14 protein-coding genes are annotated in these 14234 nt (G+C 65.2%); 7 read left to right on the forward strand and 7 right to left on the reverse strand.

The genetic code is table 11. From position 1 onward, the window contains the following. Position 1 precedes the first annotated feature (1 nt). From NJF35_RS17115 to NJF35_RS17130, 4 genes are all read right to left on the reverse strand, one after another. Positions 2-856, reverse strand: a complete 855-nt coding sequence (locus tag NJF35_RS17115; RefSeq protein ID WP_225789999.1) for an endonuclease/exonuclease/phosphatase family protein — start codon at positions 854-856, stop codon at positions 2-4. 12 nt (positions 857-868) lie between these two features. Beyond that, positions 869-1501, reverse strand: a complete 633-nt coding sequence (dsbA, locus tag NJF35_RS17120; protein ID WP_225789998.1) for a thiol:disulfide interchange protein DsbA — start codon at positions 1499-1501, stop codon at positions 869-871. A 152-nt stretch (positions 1502-1653) separates the two neighbouring features. Beyond that, the gene (locus tag NJF35_RS17125; RefSeq protein WP_225789997.1) at positions 1654-2271 is read right to left on the reverse strand and encodes a c-type cytochrome; all 618 of its coding nucleotides are present in this window, start codon (positions 2269-2271) and stop codon (positions 1654-1656) included. Between the two features lie 31 nt (positions 2272-2302). Then, positions 2303-2605: a c-type cytochrome gene (locus NJF35_RS17130; RefSeq protein WP_225789996.1), complete on the reverse strand. Its 303-nt coding sequence runs from the start codon at positions 2603-2605 to the stop codon at positions 2303-2305. 193 nt (positions 2606-2798) lie between these two features. Here NJF35_RS17130 and yihA point away from each other — a divergent pair, with 193 nt between their 5' ends. Next, positions 2799-3431: a ribosome biogenesis GTP-binding protein YihA/YsxC gene (gene yihA, locus NJF35_RS17135; protein WP_225789995.1), complete on the forward strand. Its 633-nt coding sequence runs from the start codon at positions 2799-2801 to the stop codon at positions 3429-3431. Between the two features lie 336 nt (positions 3432-3767). Here the strand turns inward: yihA and polA are convergent, their stop codons facing one another. Beyond that, complete coding sequence (gene polA / locus NJF35_RS17140; RefSeq protein ID WP_253091310.1) at positions 3768-6533, reverse strand: DNA polymerase I; 2766 nt, start codon at positions 6531-6533, stop codon at positions 3768-3770. 75 nt (positions 6534-6608) lie between these two features. Between polA and NJF35_RS17145 the strand changes: the two genes are divergently transcribed. Both NJF35_RS17145 and NJF35_RS17150 read left to right on the forward strand, forming a co-directional pair. Then, positions 6609-6896, forward strand: coding sequence for a DUF2782 domain-containing protein (locus NJF35_RS17145; RefSeq protein WP_225789993.1), 288 nt, complete (start codon positions 6609-6611; stop codon positions 6894-6896). A gap of 72 nt (positions 6897-6968) precedes the next feature. Continuing rightward, entirely contained in the window at positions 6969-7919 is a 951-nt protein-coding gene (locus NJF35_RS17150) for a homoserine kinase (RefSeq protein ID WP_225789992.1), read from the forward strand. A gap of 111 nt (positions 7920-8030) precedes the next feature. On the opposite strand, the gene NJF35_RS17155 is transcribed toward NJF35_RS17150, so the two are convergent. Continuing rightward, positions 8031-8942, reverse strand: a complete 912-nt coding sequence (locus tag NJF35_RS17155; protein ID WP_253080761.1) for a zinc ABC transporter substrate-binding protein — start codon at positions 8940-8942, stop codon at positions 8031-8033. 66 nt (positions 8943-9008) lie between these two features. On the opposite strand from NJF35_RS17155, the gene zur reads away from it, so the two are divergent. The 4 genes from zur (at position 9009) to NJF35_RS17175 (ending at position 11874) form a co-directional block, all read left to right on the forward strand. Continuing rightward, the gene (gene zur / locus NJF35_RS17160; protein WP_225789990.1) at positions 9009-9494 is read left to right on the forward strand and encodes a zinc uptake transcriptional repressor Zur; all 486 of its coding nucleotides are present in this window, start codon (positions 9009-9011) and stop codon (positions 9492-9494) included. Continuing rightward, on the forward strand, positions 9491-10264 hold the full coding sequence (gene znuC, locus NJF35_RS17165) for a zinc ABC transporter ATP-binding protein ZnuC (RefSeq protein WP_225789989.1): 774 nt from the start codon (positions 9491-9493) through the stop codon (positions 10262-10264). The genes zur and znuC overlap by 4 nt, the downstream gene beginning before the upstream one ends. Continuing rightward, entirely contained in the window at positions 10257-11039 is a 783-nt protein-coding gene (znuB, locus tag NJF35_RS17170; protein ID WP_225789988.1) for a zinc ABC transporter permease subunit ZnuB, read from the forward strand. The genes znuC and znuB overlap by 8 nt, the downstream gene beginning before the upstream one ends. 127 nt (positions 11040-11166) lie before the next feature. Then, positions 11167-11874: a PA5502 family lipoprotein gene (locus NJF35_RS17175; protein WP_253091311.1), complete on the forward strand. Its 708-nt coding sequence runs from the start codon at positions 11167-11169 to the stop codon at positions 11872-11874. A gap of 127 nt (positions 11875-12001) precedes the next feature. Here the strand turns inward: NJF35_RS17175 and katE are convergent, their stop codons facing one another. Continuing rightward, positions 12002-14197 carry a catalase HPII gene (gene katE / locus NJF35_RS17180; protein WP_262924626.1) on the reverse strand — a complete coding sequence of 732 codons (2196 nt, stop codon included), beginning with the start codon at positions 14195-14197 and terminating at the stop codon, positions 12002-12004. Between the last annotated feature and the right edge of the window lie 37 nt (positions 14198-14234).

Consider the following 14234-nt stretch of genomic DNA (forward strand, 5'->3'; position numbering starts at 1 on the left):
TCTAGCTCACGACCGGCAGCGTATCCACCGCCAAGGCTTCAGGCAAACGAATCTCGACGGCAACGGGAAGGTGATCGGAAATGGGCTGGGCCAGCACCTCGACCCGCTCCAGGGTCAGGCTCGGGCTGAGCAGGATGTGGTCCAGGCAACGTTGGGGGCGCCAACTGGGGAAGGTGGCCTCGACCTGCGGGGCCACCAGGCCCAAATCGCGCAGGGGTGAATGCTCGAGCAAGTCGTTGGCATGGGTGTTCATGTCGCCCATGAGGACCTGGTGGCGGTAGCCGCCGATCAGCTCGCGCACGTAGGCCAGTTGCCGGGCACGGGTCTTGGCGCCGAGCGCCAGGTGCATCATCACCACGATCAGCGCGTCCTTGCCTTCACCGAAACGCACCAGGATCGCCCCGCGCCCGGCAGGGCCGGGCAGGGGATGGTCTTCCAGGTGCTGGGGCTTGAGCCGGCTGAGCACGCCGTTGCTGTGCTGGGCGAAACGCCCCAGGTTGCGGTTGAGCTGCTGGTACCAGTAAGGGAAGGCACCAAGCTGGGCCAGGTGCTCGACCTGGTTGACGTAGCCCGAGCGCAGGCTGCCGCCGTCGACCTCCTGCAGGGCCACCAGGTCGAAGTCGCCGAGCAGGTCACCGATCTTCTGCAAGTTGCCCGCACGCCCCGTATGCGGCAACAGGTGCTGCCAGCTGCGGGTCAGGTAGTGGTGGTAGCGCTCGGTGCTGATGCCGACCTGGATGTTGAAGCTGAGCAGCCGCAGCCGGCCATCTTCCGGCAGGCCCGGGGCCTGCAGGTGATGTTCGTTGACCTGCGGCTGATGCGGGCCGATACCTCGCGTGGTCCGGAAGCGGCTCATGCAGGGCGCCGCTTACTTCGCGGCGCGCTCCTTGGCGATCAACTGGTCGGCGACATCCAGCACCCCTTCCGGGCCACCGGCGGTGCCCAGGTCGAAACGGTACTTGCCGTTGACCACCATGCTCGGCACGCCGGTGATCTCGTACTTCTTCGCCAGTTCCTTGGCCTGCTTGACCTGGCCCTTGATGGCGAAAGAGTTGAAGGTGGCGAGGAACTTGTCCTTGTCCACACCCTGGGTGGCGAGGAAGTCGGCCATTTCCTCAGGCTTGGTCAGGTGCATGCGCTTGTTCTGGATGGCATCGAACACCGCGGCATGGACCTTGTGCTCCACACCCATGGCTTCGAGGGTCAGGAACATCTGGCCGTGGGCGTCCCACGGGCCACCGAACATGGCTGGCACGCGCTTGAAGTTGACGTCGGCCGGCAGTTTTTCAGCCCAGGGGTTGATGGTCGGTTCGAAGTGGTAGCAGTGCGGGCAGCCGTACCAGAAGAGCTCGACGACTTCGATCTTGCCTGGCACGGAAACCGGGACAGGGTTGCTCAGCTCGAAATACTGCTCGCCTGCCACAGGCTCCGCGGCCTGTACGGCGGTCATTCCGAATACGCTGGCGGCGACCAGCGCAGCGCTGAGAATCAGTTTACGCATGCTTTACTCCTGAGCAGTCATTGGTCGCCTCGACGCGACCCGTACTGTGACAGGTCGGGAAGGGCCCGAGTTCTGTAGTGTAATGGCTACGGACAGAAAAAAGGGCAGCCCGCGCCGCCCTTTCATCATCGCCTGACAGCATTAACCGAAAATTAATGCAGGCCCTGGATGTAACTGGCCAAGGCTTCGATGTCCTTGTTGCTCAGCTTGGCGGCGATCGAACGCATGGTCATGGCGTCGCCGTCATTGGTGCGGTTGCCCTCACGGAAGTCGGTGAGTTGCTTGGACACGTACTGGGCGTGCTGGCCGCTCAGGTGCGGGAAACCGGCCAGGGCGATACCCGCGCCGTTGGGCGAGTGGCAACCGGTGCAGGCCGGCATGCCTTTTTCCAGGTCGCCGCCGTTGAACAGGGCACGGCCACGCTCGACCAGGTTGGGGTCGGCGGCCCCGACGCTGCCCTTCTGGCTGGCGAAATAGGCCGCGATGTCGGCCAGGTCCTGGTCGCTGAAGGGGTCGAGCATGCCCGTCATTTCCAGCACGGTACGCTTGCCGGACTTGATGTCGTGGAGTTGTTTCTCGAGATAGCGCTGGCCTTGGCCGGCCAGTTTGGGGAAGTTCGGCGCCAAGCTGTTGCCGTCGGGGTTGTGGCAGGCTCCACAGACGGCTGTCTTGGCCTGGCCGGCAGCAGCATCGCCTTTGATGGGTTGCGCAGCATTGGCCGCACCTGCGACACCCACGGTCAACAGCAGACTCACGAATAGTTTGTTCATCAGCTAATCCAACACGGCTAAGGGTGAAATGTTATGTATCGGGACTGTCGCTCATCCAGAGGATGACCGACCGGTAGTCCTCGGTACTGCAGTCCATGCACAATCCACGCGGCGGCATAGCCTTGAAACCCTGGGTAACATGCGCCACCAGTACCTCCACACCTCGCGCCAGCCTTGGCTCCCAGGCTGCCCGGTCACCCTTCTTGGGTGCCTGTGGCAACTGCCCGGCGTGACAGGCCGCACACGTGCGGTTGTACAACGCCTCGGGATCCTGTGTAGCCTGAGCGCTGAAAAACGGCAGGAACATACCGACAGCAAGCAGCCATTTCGCCATGCGCAACGACCTTTCAGGGTTGGGGGCCGCGCTGCGTTCTGATGCGCGAGCTTCTGATCGACACCCCATGCACATCATCCTACGCCGGGATAATGCGCACACAAAAACTGGGGCATTATATACTTCCGCCATCCAAACGGAAACGACACAGCTTGCCGGGCCTGGTCTTGGCGGCACCCACATCGGATATCCCATGCAAGTCAAAAACCCCATCCTCGGCCTCTGCCAGAAAGCCAAATTCGCCCTTAGCGCCGCCAAGGTCGAACAATGCCCGGACGACCAGGGTTACGAGGTGGCTTTCGCCGGCCGTTCCAACGCCGGCAAGTCCAGCGCCCTCAACACCCTGACCCATGCCAGCCTGGCGCGTACCTCCAAGACCCCGGGACGCACCCAGCTGTTGAATTTCTTCAGTCTGGACGATGAACGGCGTTTGGTCGACCTGCCAGGCTACGGATATGCAAAAGTGCCGATTCCGCTCAAGCAGCACTGGCAGCATCACCTGGAGGCCTACCTCGGCAGCCGCGAGTGCCTGCGCGGGGTGATCCTGCTGATGGACGTGCGTCACCCGATGACCGACTTCGACAAGATGATGCTCGACTGGTCCACGGCCAGCGGCATGCCCATGCACATCCTGCTGACCAAGGCCGACAAGCTGACCTTCGGCGCCGCCAAGAACACCTTGCTCAAGGTGCAGTCGGAAATCCGCAAGGGCTGGGGCGAGGGAGTGACCATCCAGCTGTTCTCGGCGCCCAAGCGCATGGGGCTGGAAGAGGCCTATGGCGTGCTGGCCGGCTGGATGGAGCTGGAAGACAAGCCAGCGGCATGACTGGGGGCAAGCTTCAAGCTGGGGCTGCTACATGCCCGGGATCGCCGAATCGCGGGCAAAAAAAACCCCGGACTTCGTATGGGGAGGGGGAAGTTCGGGGTTCAAGTCCGGACCGCTAGGGCGGGGTCCGGGTATCTGCCAACACTTAACACAACATAGGAGCATCGAAAGGCTTCACCAGCCATTCAGTTACTCTGAGTCCCGGTTCACCGGTTTAGTTCCGACGCCCTGAAAACTATTTGCGATAGTTTCATGAACACTCAGAACCACTGACGCTGAGCCAGCTTCGGATCCGCGACACTACGCCGCAGATCCTACGCCTCTTTGTCACACCGTTCAGTGAGCTTCGTCCCAATTCGAGCCGATGCCGACTTCCACCAGCAGCGGCACGTCCAGTTGCGCGGCGTTGCTCATGTATGGGCGGATCTGCTCCCTGACCTGCTCCACCAGATCCTCGCGCACCTCCAGCACCAGTTCGTCGTGCACCTGCAGGATCACCCGCGCATCCAGGCCGCTGTCGGTCAGCCAGTTGTCCACCGCCACCATGGCGCGCTTGATGATATCGGCCGCGGTGCCCTGCATCGGCGCGTTGATCGCGGTGCGCTCGGCGCCCTTGCGCAGGGCCGGGTTCTTCGCGTTGATGTCCGGCAGGTACAGGCGGCGGCCGAACAGCGTCTCGACGAAACCCTGCTCGGCGGCCTGGGCACGAGTGCGCTCCATGTAGGCCAGCACGCCTGGGTAGCGGGCGAAGTAACGGTCGATGTAGTCCTGCGACTGCTTGCGGTCGACACCGATTTGCTTGGCCAGGCCGAAGGCGCTCATGCCATAGATCAGGCCGAAGTTGATGGCCTTGGCGCTGCGCCGCTGGTCGCTGGTGACCTGCTCCAGCGGCACGCCGAACACCTCCGCGGCGGTCGCCCGGTGCACGTCCAGGTCATTGCGGAAGGCATGCAGCAGGCCCTCGTCCTTGGCCAGGTGGGCCATGATGCGCAGCTCGATCTGCGAATAGTCGGCGGCCAGCAGCTTGTAGCCGGGGCTGGCGATGAACGCCTGGCGGATACGCCGGCCTTCGGCGGTGCGGATCGGGATGTTCTGCAGGTTCGGGTCGCTGGACGACAGCCGGCCGGTGGCGGCCACGGCCTGCTGGTAGGAAGTGTGGATGCGCCCGGTACGCGGGTTGATCTGCTCCGGCAAACGGTCGGTGTAGGTGCTCTTGAGCTTGCTCATCGAGCGGTACTGCATCAGCACCTTGGGCAACGGGTAGTCCTGCTCGGCCAGTTCCGCCAGGACCGCCTCGGCGGTGGAGGCCTGGCCCTTGGCGGTCTTGCTCAGCACCGGCATGCCCAGCTTGTCGTAGAGGATCACGCCCAGTTGCTTGGGCGAGCCGAGATTGAATTCCTCGCCGGCCAGTTCGAAGGCCTCGCGCTCCAGCTCGGCCATCTTCACGCCCAGCTCGCCGCTCTGCACCGCCAGCAGCTCGGCGTCGACCAGCGCGCCCTGGCGCTCGATCTTCGCCAGTACCGGCACCAGCGGCATCTCGATGTCCATCAGCACCGGCTGCACGCTCGGGGTCTGGGCCAAGCGCGCCTGCAGGGCATGGTGCAGCCGCAGGGTGATATCAGCGTCCTCGGCAGCGTAGGGGCCAGCCTTTTCCAGCGGGATCTGGTTGAAGGTCAACTGCTTGGCGCCCCTGCCGGCGATGTCCTCGAAGGCGATGGTGGAATGGTCCAGGTACTTGAGCGCCAGGCTGTCCATGTCGTGGCGGGTGGCGGTGGAGTCCAGCACGTAGGATTCGAGCATGGTGTCGTAGGCCACGCCACGCATCTGGATGCCCTGGGCCGGGTCGCCGCCGATGGCGCAGTTGGCCAGGATGTTGATGTCGTACTTGGCGTTCTGGCCGACCTTGGCCTTGCCCGGGTCTTCCAGCAGCGGCTTGAGGGCCAGCAGCACCTTGTCGCGGTCCAGTTGGGCGGGGGCGCCTTCGTAGTCGTGGGTCAGTGGCACGTAGGCCGCCTCATGGGGCTCGATGGCGAACGACAGGCCGACCAGCCTGGCCTGCTGGGCATCCAGGCTGGTGGTCTCGGTGTCGAAGGCGAACAGCGGCGCCTGGCGCAGCCGTTGCAGCCAGTGATCGAAGCGCGCCTGGTCGAGGATGGTCTCGTACTTGGGCTCGGCCTTGGCCACCGGCTCCTGCGCCGTGGCGATCGCTTCGCCGGCCTGGGCCGCATCGCGCTGGACCTCGGCGATCCAGCTCTTGAACTCCATCTCGGTGTACAGCGCCAGCAGCGCTTCGCGGTCCGGCTCGCCGCAGACCAGCGCCTCGACCTCGATCTCCAGTGGCACATCGATCTTGATGGTGGCCAGCTCGTACGACAGGAACGCCGCGTCGCGGTGCTCCTCGAGCTTGGCCGGCAGGCCCTTGGCGCCGCGGATCGGCAGGGCGGGGACCTTGTCCAGGTTGTCGTACAGCTCGCACAGGCCGCCACCGATGCCGGTCAGCAGGCCCACGGCGGTCTTTTCGCCGACGCCGGGCACGCCGGGAATGTTGTCGACCTTGTCCCCCATCAGGGCGAGGAAGTCGATGATGTGCTCGGGGCCGACGCCAAATTTCTCGTGCACGCCAGCAACGTCCAGCACGCTACCGGTCATGGTATTGACCAACGTGATGTGCCCGTCCACCAATTGGGCCATGTCCTTGTCACCGGTCGAGATGATCACCGGCCGCCCCAGTGCCGCGCTGCTGCGCGCCAGGGTGCCGATCACGTCGTCGGCCTCGACCCCTTCGACGCACAGCAGCGGGTAGCCCAGGGCCTTGACGCTGGCATGCAGGGGCTCAATCTGCACCCGCAGGTCGTCCGGCATGCTTGGGCGGTTGGCCTTGTATTCGGCGAACATGGCGTCGCGGAACGTACCGCCCTTGGCGTCGAAGACCACCGCGAACAGGCTGTCCGGATACTGCTTGCGCAGGCTCTTGAGCATGTTCAGCACGCCCTTGACCGCGCCGGTAGGCATGCCCTTGGAGGTGGTCAGCGGCGGCAGTGCGTGGAAGGCGCGGTACAGGTAGGAGGAACCGTCCACCAGGACGAGGGGCGCTTGGCTCATGAGGAGAATCAACCTTTTCGGCAGGTCCGGCGCTAGAATAGCGGGAACAATTGACGACAAAGGGACAAGGTTATCATGCGTACACCCATTCGCCTGTTGCTGCTCGGTCTGCTGGCCACCATGCCTGTCGTCACCCTGGCGGCGGACGACGCCCCCTCGGCCGATCCCGAGGTGACCATTCGCACGGAAGGCGACAACACCATCCAGGAGTACCGGCAGAACGGTTTCCTGTATGCGATCAAGGTCACGCCGAAGCACGGCAAGCCTTATTTCCTGGTACGCGCCGATGGCTCCGAGGGCAATTTCATTCGTTCCGACCAACCGGACATGCTGATCCCCTCCTGGAAGCTCTTCGAGTGGTAAGGTAATAACGCGTATCGTTCACATAAACCAGGCACTTCCGGGCGGAAGTGCCCGCATGGGCTTCTTTTCATCATGTCAGTCTTCACCCCTGTGACCCGGCCTGAGCTGGAAACCTTTCTGGCGCCCTACGAATTGGGCCGTTTGCTCGACTTCCAGGGCATCGCCGCCGGCACCGAGAACAGCAATTTCTTCATCAGCCTGGAGCAGGGGGAGTTCGTCCTGACGCTGGTCGAACGGGGGCCGGTCGAGGACCTGCCGTTCTTCATCGAATTGCTCGACGTGCTGCACGATGCCGACATGCCGGTGCCCTACGCCCTGCGCGACCGCGACGGCAACGCCCTGCGCGAGCTGTGCGGCAAGCCGGCGCTGCTGCAGCCACGCCTGTCGGGCAAGCACATCAAGGCGCCGAACAGCCAGCATTGCGCCCAGGTCGGCGAATTGCTCGCGCATATCCACCTGGCGACCCGCGAACGCATCATCGAACGCCGCACCGACCGTGGCCTGGACTGGATGCTCGCGGCCGGCGCCGAGCTGATGCCAGGGCTGGATGCCCGGCAGGGCCAGCTGCTACGCGCGGCGTTGGACGAGATCGCCGCGCACAAGGCGCAGATCCTCGCCTTGCCACGGGCCAACCTGCATGCCGACCTGTTCCGCGACAACGTGATGTTCGAGGGGACCCACCTGACGGGGGTGATCGATTTCTACAACGCCTGTTCCGGGCCGATGCTGTATGACATCGCCATTACCGTGAACGACTGGTGCTGCGACGAGGCCGGTGGCATCGACCTGCCCCGCGCCCAGGCGTTGCTGGGCGCCTACGCGGCGCTGCGGCCATTCACCGCGGCCGAAGCCGAACTGTGGCCGATGATGCTGCGCGTGGGTTGCGTGCGTTTCTGGCTGTCGCGCCTGATCGCCGCGCAGGCGTTCGCCGGGATGGACGTGATGATCCACGACCCGAGCGAGTTCGAGGTGCGCCTGGCGCAGCGTCAGCAGGTGGCGCTGAGCCTGCCGTTCGCCCTCTGATCCGGCGGGGCCGTCTTCGCGGGCAAGCCCGCTCCCACAGGGATCGCGATGGCCTTGCAGGCTGCGAACAAGCTGTGGGGCCGCTGTGCGGCCCCACAGCCCGCACCGGCCCTAGAGCTGCTCCAGGCACCCCGCCAGGTCATTGCCCAGCTTCTCCAGCAACCGCTCATAGCCCTTGGCATCCACCGGGTCGGTGCCTCCCAGGGCATCCAGTTCCGCCAGCCGCACCGGCAGCCCGGCCGTCAGGGTCTCGGCCAAACGCGGGCGCAGCGGCGGTTCGCTGAACACGCAGGTCTTGCCCACCGCCTGCAGGCGTTTGCGCATCGCCGCCACATGCTGCGCACCCGGCTGCACTTCGGAAGCCACGCTGAACACGCCGGTGTGCTTGAGGCCATAGGCCGCCTCGAAGTAGTCGAACGCCTCGTGGAACACGAAGTAAGGCTTGCTCGCGATCCCCGCCACGCGCGCCTTGATGCGCGCATCCAGGGCATCCAGGCGTGCATCGAAGGCCTTCAGGTTGGCCTGGTAGCGGGCGGCATTGGCCGGGTCGACCGCGGCCAGGTCACTGGCCATCTTCGCCGCGATCACCCGGGCGTTGGCCGACGACAGCCACAGGTGCGCATCGAGGCTCCCCGGGCGGTGGTCATGGTCGTGATCGTCGTGGTCTTCTTCATGCTCATGGGAATGGCTGTCTTCGCCGAAATGGCGCAGTTGCATGCCTGGCAGCGACTGCACGGCGACGGTCGGCTTGCCACGGCTGCCCAGCACGCGGGGTAGGAAGCCTTCCATGTCTGGGCCGATCCAGTACAGAAGGTCGGCCTCGGCCACCCGCCGCACATCGGACGGCCGCAGGGCGTAGTGATGCGGCGAGGCGCCCGGCGGCAGCAACACATCCGGGCTGCCGGTACCGTCCTGGACGGCCGCGGCGATCTGCTGCAGGGGCTTGATGCTGGTCAGCACGCGCACGTCGGCCTGGGCCGAAAAGGCGATGAACGCGACAAAAAGGGCAAGGAATCGGGACACGATGAATACTCGACGGCTCAGAAACGAGTAACATAATAACGTCTCTATCCAGAACCGTCGCCGCCCATGTCCATCACGCCGCTGGCCCACCGTCCCCACGATCACTCCCATTGCGTGCACAGCGCCCTGGCCGAAGCCGATGCCCTGTGCACGCGCCAGGGCCTGCGCCTGACCGCCCTGCGCCGCCGTGTGCTGGAACTGGTCTGGCAGAGCCACAAGCCGCTGGGCGCCTATGACATCCTCGCCGTGCTCAGCGAGCAGGACGGCCGCCGCGCCGCCCCGCCGACCGTGTACCGCGCCCTGGACTTCCTCCTGGAAAACGGCCTGGTGCACCGCATCGCCTCGCTCAACGCCTTCATCGGCTGCAGCCACCCCGAGCACGCGCACCAGGGCCAGTTCCTGATCTGCCGCGAATGCCACGTGGCCATCGAACTGGAGCAAGACAGCATCAGCGACGCCATCGTCACCAGCGCCAAGGGCGTCGGTTTCAGCGTCGAGTCGCAGACCGTGGAAGTAGTCGGCCTGTGCAGCAACTGCCGGGGCACGCCATGAGCGACGCGCTGATCCGCCTCGAACAGGTCGGGGTCACCTTCGCCGGCGAGGCGGTGCTCGACAGCATCGACCTGTCGGTCGCCCCCGGCCAGATCGTCACCCTGATCGGCCCCAACGGCGCCGGCAAGACCACCCTGGTGCGCACCGTGCTCGGCCTGCTCAAGCCGCACCGGGGCAAGGTCTGGCGCAAGCCACGGCTGCGCATCGGCTACATGCCGCAGAAGATCCAGGTGGATGCGACCCTGCCCCTGTCGGTGCTGCGTTTCCTGCGCCTGGTGCCTGGCGTGGACCGTGCCGCGGCGCTGGCTGCGCTGCAGGAGGTCGGTGCCGAGCAGGTGATCGACAATCCGATCCAGACCATCTCCGGCGGCGAGATGCAGCGTGTGCTGCTGGCCCGGGCACTGCTGCGCGAGCCACAGCTGCTGGTGCTCGACGAGCCGGTGCAGGGAGTCGACGTGGCCGGCCAGGCCGAGCTCTACAGCCTGATCACCCGCCTGCGCGACCGCCACGGCTGCGGCGTGCTGATGGTTTCCCACGACCTGCACCTGGTGATGAGCACCACCGACCAGGTGGTCTGCCTCAACCGCCACGTGTGCTGTTCGGGCCATCCGGAGCAAGTCAGCGGCGATCCGGCGTTCGTCGAACTGTTCGGCCAGAACGCGCCGAGCCTGGCCATCTACCACCACCATCACGATCACCGCCACGACCTGCACGGCTCGGTGATCGCCCCAGGCCCCCATGTCCACGGAGAACACTGCAAGCATGGCTGACTTTCTTCTCTACGCCCTGCTTGCAGGCCTGGCCCTGGCGGTGGTGGCCGGGCCCCTGGGTTCCTTCGTGGTCTGGCGGCGCATGGCCTATTTCGGCGATACCCTGTCCCATGCCGCGTTGCTCGGCGTGGCCCTGGGCCTGGCCCTGGACATCAGCCCCGCCCTGGCGGTGACCGTCGGTTGCCTGCTGCTGGCGATCCTCCTGGTGACCCTGCAGCAACGCCAGCCACTGGCCTCCGACACCCTGCTCGGCATCCTCGCCCCCAGCACCTTGTCCCTGGGCCTGGTGGCGCTGAGCTTCATGCGCGACGTGCGCATCGACCTGATGGCCTACCTGTTCGGCGACCTGTTGGCCATCAGCCCCACGGACCTGACCTGGATCCTCGGCGGCAGCGTGCTGGTGTTGTTGCTGCTCGGCGCCCTGTGGCGGCCGCTGCTGGCGATCACCGTGCACGAGGAGCTGGCGATGGTCGAGGGCCTGCCGGTGGCGGGCCTGCGCCTGGCGCTGATGCTGCTGATCGCGGTGGTCATCGCCGTGGCCATGAAGATCGTCGGCGTGCTGCTGATCACCTCGCTGCTGATCATTCCCGCCGCCGCGGCACAGCGTCACGCCCGCTCGCCGGAGCAAATGGCCCTGGGCGCCAGTTTGCTGGGCGTGGCGGCGGTTTGCAGCGGCCTGGCCCTGTCCTGGTTCAAGGACACCCCGGCCGGCCCATCGATCGTGGTCTGTGCCGCGGTGCTATTCTTGCTGAGCCTGGCGTTGCCAAAGCGCTGAGTTACAGGGTGTGCGCTGGCGCACCCTGCAACCTTTTCCCCTGTAAAGGGTCTGTAAGACGTGTTTTCGAGCGCGCGCACCTGGGTGTAGACTTGCTCGCTTTTTGCGCAAATAGAGAGTCGCAGGAATGAAGCCGTTCGTCTCCCGTTATCTGCTTGTTGCCGCGTTTTCCCTGTTCCTGGCTGCCTGTTCCGGCACGCCGGCCGAACAGTCGGCCGCGCCTGCCCAGCCAGATGCCTGGCAGCAGTTGCAGCAGAGCATCACCAGCAACGAACTGGCCACGGCCGAAGACCAGCTGGCCGCCCTGCAGGCCCAGTCGCCCGACGACGCACGCCTGGAGCAGTACCAGCGACAGCTCGCCGAGGCCTACCTGCAGCGCAGCCAGATCGTCCTGCAGAAGGGTGACGTCAATGCCGCCGCCACGGCCCTGGCCCGCGCCCGCGCGCTGATGCCCCAGGCGCCGGCGCTGACCGGCGGCGATGCCGTGGCCCAGGCGCGCAAGGCCGAGCTGGAAAAGGCCGAGGCCGCGCTCAAGGCCGCCGAGGCCAGGCCCAAGGCACGGCTGATCGACCCCACCGCGCCGAATACCGTCGTGGCGCTGAAGACCACGGATATCCGTGCCATGCGCCGGCAGCTCGATGACATCGCTGCCGACGTGGTGAACTACCAGTGCGAGGTGGTGTTCCAGGTCCCGCGCACCCAGGATGCGCCCTGGCTCAAGACCCTGCTGGAAAAGCGCGTGCGCAAGCTCGACGAAGGGTTCGCGCTGAAACAACGGCATGAGATCCAGCGCTCGCTGCCGGCGCAGGTGGTGTTGGTGCCGCATCGGCCTTGAGATCCTGGGGCCGCTTCGCGGCCCATCGCCGGCAAGCCGGCTCCCACAGGGTGCCGTGGTGCTCACAAAGCATGGGCCATGCGAGGACTCTGTGTGAGCTTGCCAGCGATGAGCTGCACAGCGCACCTTACGCAGGAATACCCTCGACTCCAGCCTCCCGCGCCCACACCCGGTGCTGCTCCAGCACCTTGACGAAGGCCGCCACCACTTTCTGATCATCCCCCAGTAGCAATCCCTCGTCCTCCTTGAGCCCCAGCCTGTCCAGCAAGGCCTTGGCGCCCCTGGCCAAGCCCATGGGCTTCAAATGCTTGTAGGCCTCGAGCAGGTAATGCTTGGCCACCCCACTCTCGCCCAGGGCATCCAGCGCCGCCTTGCCGGCTGGCACCCACAGCCCATCGATCATCACCGACGGCATCCCCTCCATCGACGCATCCACCGGCAACGGCTTGCCTTCGGCGGTCTTGACCGGCGCCGAAGTCGGCCCCAGCACCAAAATCCGTGCGCTCTCGGCCTCGAAGGCCTTGACCAGCCTGTCGACGCTGGCGCCTTCCACGCCATCGGCCACCAGCAGGACAATCTTGCGCCCCTTGATGCCCACGCTGCCGGGATGGTTCATCTGGCTCAAGGCCGGTGACTGCGCCGGTTTCGAGCCCTTGACCTGCACGGTACCGGCCTTGGGTGCAGGCAGGCCCAGATTGGCCGCCACCGCCGCCGCCAGCCCAAGGTCGATATTGGCCAGGATCTCGTTGACCTCGCGTACACAGATCGCCTCGCGCTCCACCTTGCCCAGCTCGAAGCTGTAGGCCTTGACGATGTGCTGCTGTTCGTTGGGGCTCATGCTCTGGTAGAACAGCCGTGCCTGGGAGAAGTGGTCGCTGAAGGAGTCGCTGCGCTGGCGGATCTTGTGCGCATCGATACGCTCCTGGTAGCTCTCGAAACCGCCATCCTCCGGAGCCGGCGGTGTCTCCTTGGGCCAACCACCATCGATGGAGTTGGGCTCGTAGGAGGCACGTCCCTTGTCGAGGGTCATGCGGTGCATGGCATCGCGCTGGCTGCTGTGGTTGGGCACGATCGGCCGGTTGATGGGGATCTCATGGAAGTTCGGGCCACCGAGGCGGCTGAGCTGGGTGTCGGTGTAGGAGAACAACCGGCCCTGCAGCAGGGGGTCGTTGGTGAAGTCGATGCCCGGCACGATATGCCCGGGGCAAAAGGCGATCTGCTCGACTTCGGCGAAGAAGTTGTCCGGATTGCGATTGAGCACCATCTTGCCCAGCGGCGTCACCGGCACCAGTTCCTCGGGAATGATCTTGGTCGGGTCGAGCAGGTCGAAGTCGAAACGGTGCTCATCCGCCTCGGACACGATCTGCACCCCCAGTTCCCATTCCGGGTAGTCGCCGGTCTCGATGGCGTCCCACAGGTCACGGCGGTGGTAGTCGGTATCCTTGCCTGCCAGCTTCTGGGCTTCGTCCCACAGCACCGAGTGCACGCCCTGGCGTGGTTTCCAGTGGAACTTCACCAGGCTGGCCACACCCTCGGCATTGATCAGGCGGAAGGTGTGCACGCCAAAGCCTTCCATCATCCGCAAGCTGCGCGGGATGGCCCGGTCCGACATGGCCCACATGACCATGTGGGCCGACTCCGGCACCAGCGAGACGAAGTCCCAGAACGTATCGTGGGCCGAGCCACCGGTGGGGATCTCGTTGTGCGGCTCGGGTTTCACCGCGTGGACGAAGTCCGGGAACTTGATCGCATCCTGGATGAAGAACACCGGCATGTTGTTGCCCACCAGGTCAAAATTGCCCTCGTCGGTGTAGAACTTCACGGCAAAGCCGCGCACGTCGCGCACGGTGTCGCCAGAGCCGCGCGGGCCTTGCACGGTGGAGAAACGCACGAAGACCGGCGTGATCTTCTCGGGGTCCTGGAGGAACCCGGCCTTGGTCAGTTGCGCATGGCAGCCGTAGCTCTGGAAGTAGCCATGGGCGCCGGTGCCGCGGGCGTGGACGATACGCTCGGGGATACGCTCATGGTCGAAGTGGGTGATCTTCTCGCGCATGATGAAGTCTTCGAGCAGCGAGGGCCCCCGCGCACCGGCCTTGAGGGTGTTCTGGTTATCGGCGATCTTCACCCCCTGGTTGGTGCGCAAGGCCTGGCCGGTGGCGTCGCTGCGAAACGCCTCCAGGCTCTGCACCTTGGAATTGGTGTTGGCCCGGTCGGGGGTCGTGGTACCGGCGACCTGGCTTTCCCTGGGCATGTCCTTCTTCTTGCTGGGCATGGTTCGGCTCTCCTTATCAGTCTCGAGCGGGCCCGTATCGGGCTTGTTCAACTAGTGACTGGAAGGCGTTCGCGAGCGTTCAATCGGG

The sequence above is a fragment of the Pseudomonas guariconensis genome (assembly GCF_024127895.1).
GTDB lineage: Bacteria > Pseudomonadota > Gammaproteobacteria > Pseudomonadales > Pseudomonadaceae > Aquipseudomonas > Aquipseudomonas guariconensis_B.

Coding starts and splice junctions, on each gene's coding strand:
- NJF35_RS17115 (WP_225789999.1), bottom strand. CDS start 856: ATGAGCCGCTTCCGGACCACGCGAGGTATCGGCCCGCATCAGCCGCAG.
- dsbA (WP_225789998.1), bottom strand. CDS start 1,501: ATGCGTAAACTGATTCTCAGCGCTGCGCTGGTCGCCGCCAGCGTATTC.
- NJF35_RS17125 (WP_225789997.1), bottom strand. CDS start 2,271: ATGAACAAACTATTCGTGAGTCTGCTGTTGACCGTGGGTGTCGCAGGT.
- NJF35_RS17130 (WP_225789996.1), bottom strand. CDS start 2,605: ATGGCGAAATGGCTGCTTGCTGTCGGTATGTTCCTGCCGTTTTTCAGC.
- yihA (WP_225789995.1), top strand. CDS start 2,799: ATGCAAGTCAAAAACCCCATCCTCGGCCTCTGCCAGAAAGCCAAATTC.
- polA (WP_253091310.1), bottom strand. CDS start 6,533: ATGAGCCAAGCGCCCCTCGTCCTGGTGGACGGTTCCTCCTACCTGTAC.
- NJF35_RS17145 (WP_225789993.1), top strand. CDS start 6,609: ATGCGTACACCCATTCGCCTGTTGCTGCTCGGTCTGCTGGCCACCATG.
- NJF35_RS17150 (WP_225789992.1), top strand. CDS start 6,969: ATGTCAGTCTTCACCCCTGTGACCCGGCCTGAGCTGGAAACCTTTCTG.
- zur (WP_225789990.1), top strand. CDS start 9,009: ATGTCCATCACGCCGCTGGCCCACCGTCCCCACGATCACTCCCATTGC.
- znuC (WP_225789989.1), top strand. CDS start 9,491: ATGAGCGACGCGCTGATCCGCCTCGAACAGGTCGGGGTCACCTTCGCC.
- znuB (WP_225789988.1), top strand. CDS start 10,257: ATGGCTGACTTTCTTCTCTACGCCCTGCTTGCAGGCCTGGCCCTGGCG.
- NJF35_RS17175 (WP_253091311.1), top strand. CDS start 11,167: ATGAAGCCGTTCGTCTCCCGTTATCTGCTTGTTGCCGCGTTTTCCCTG.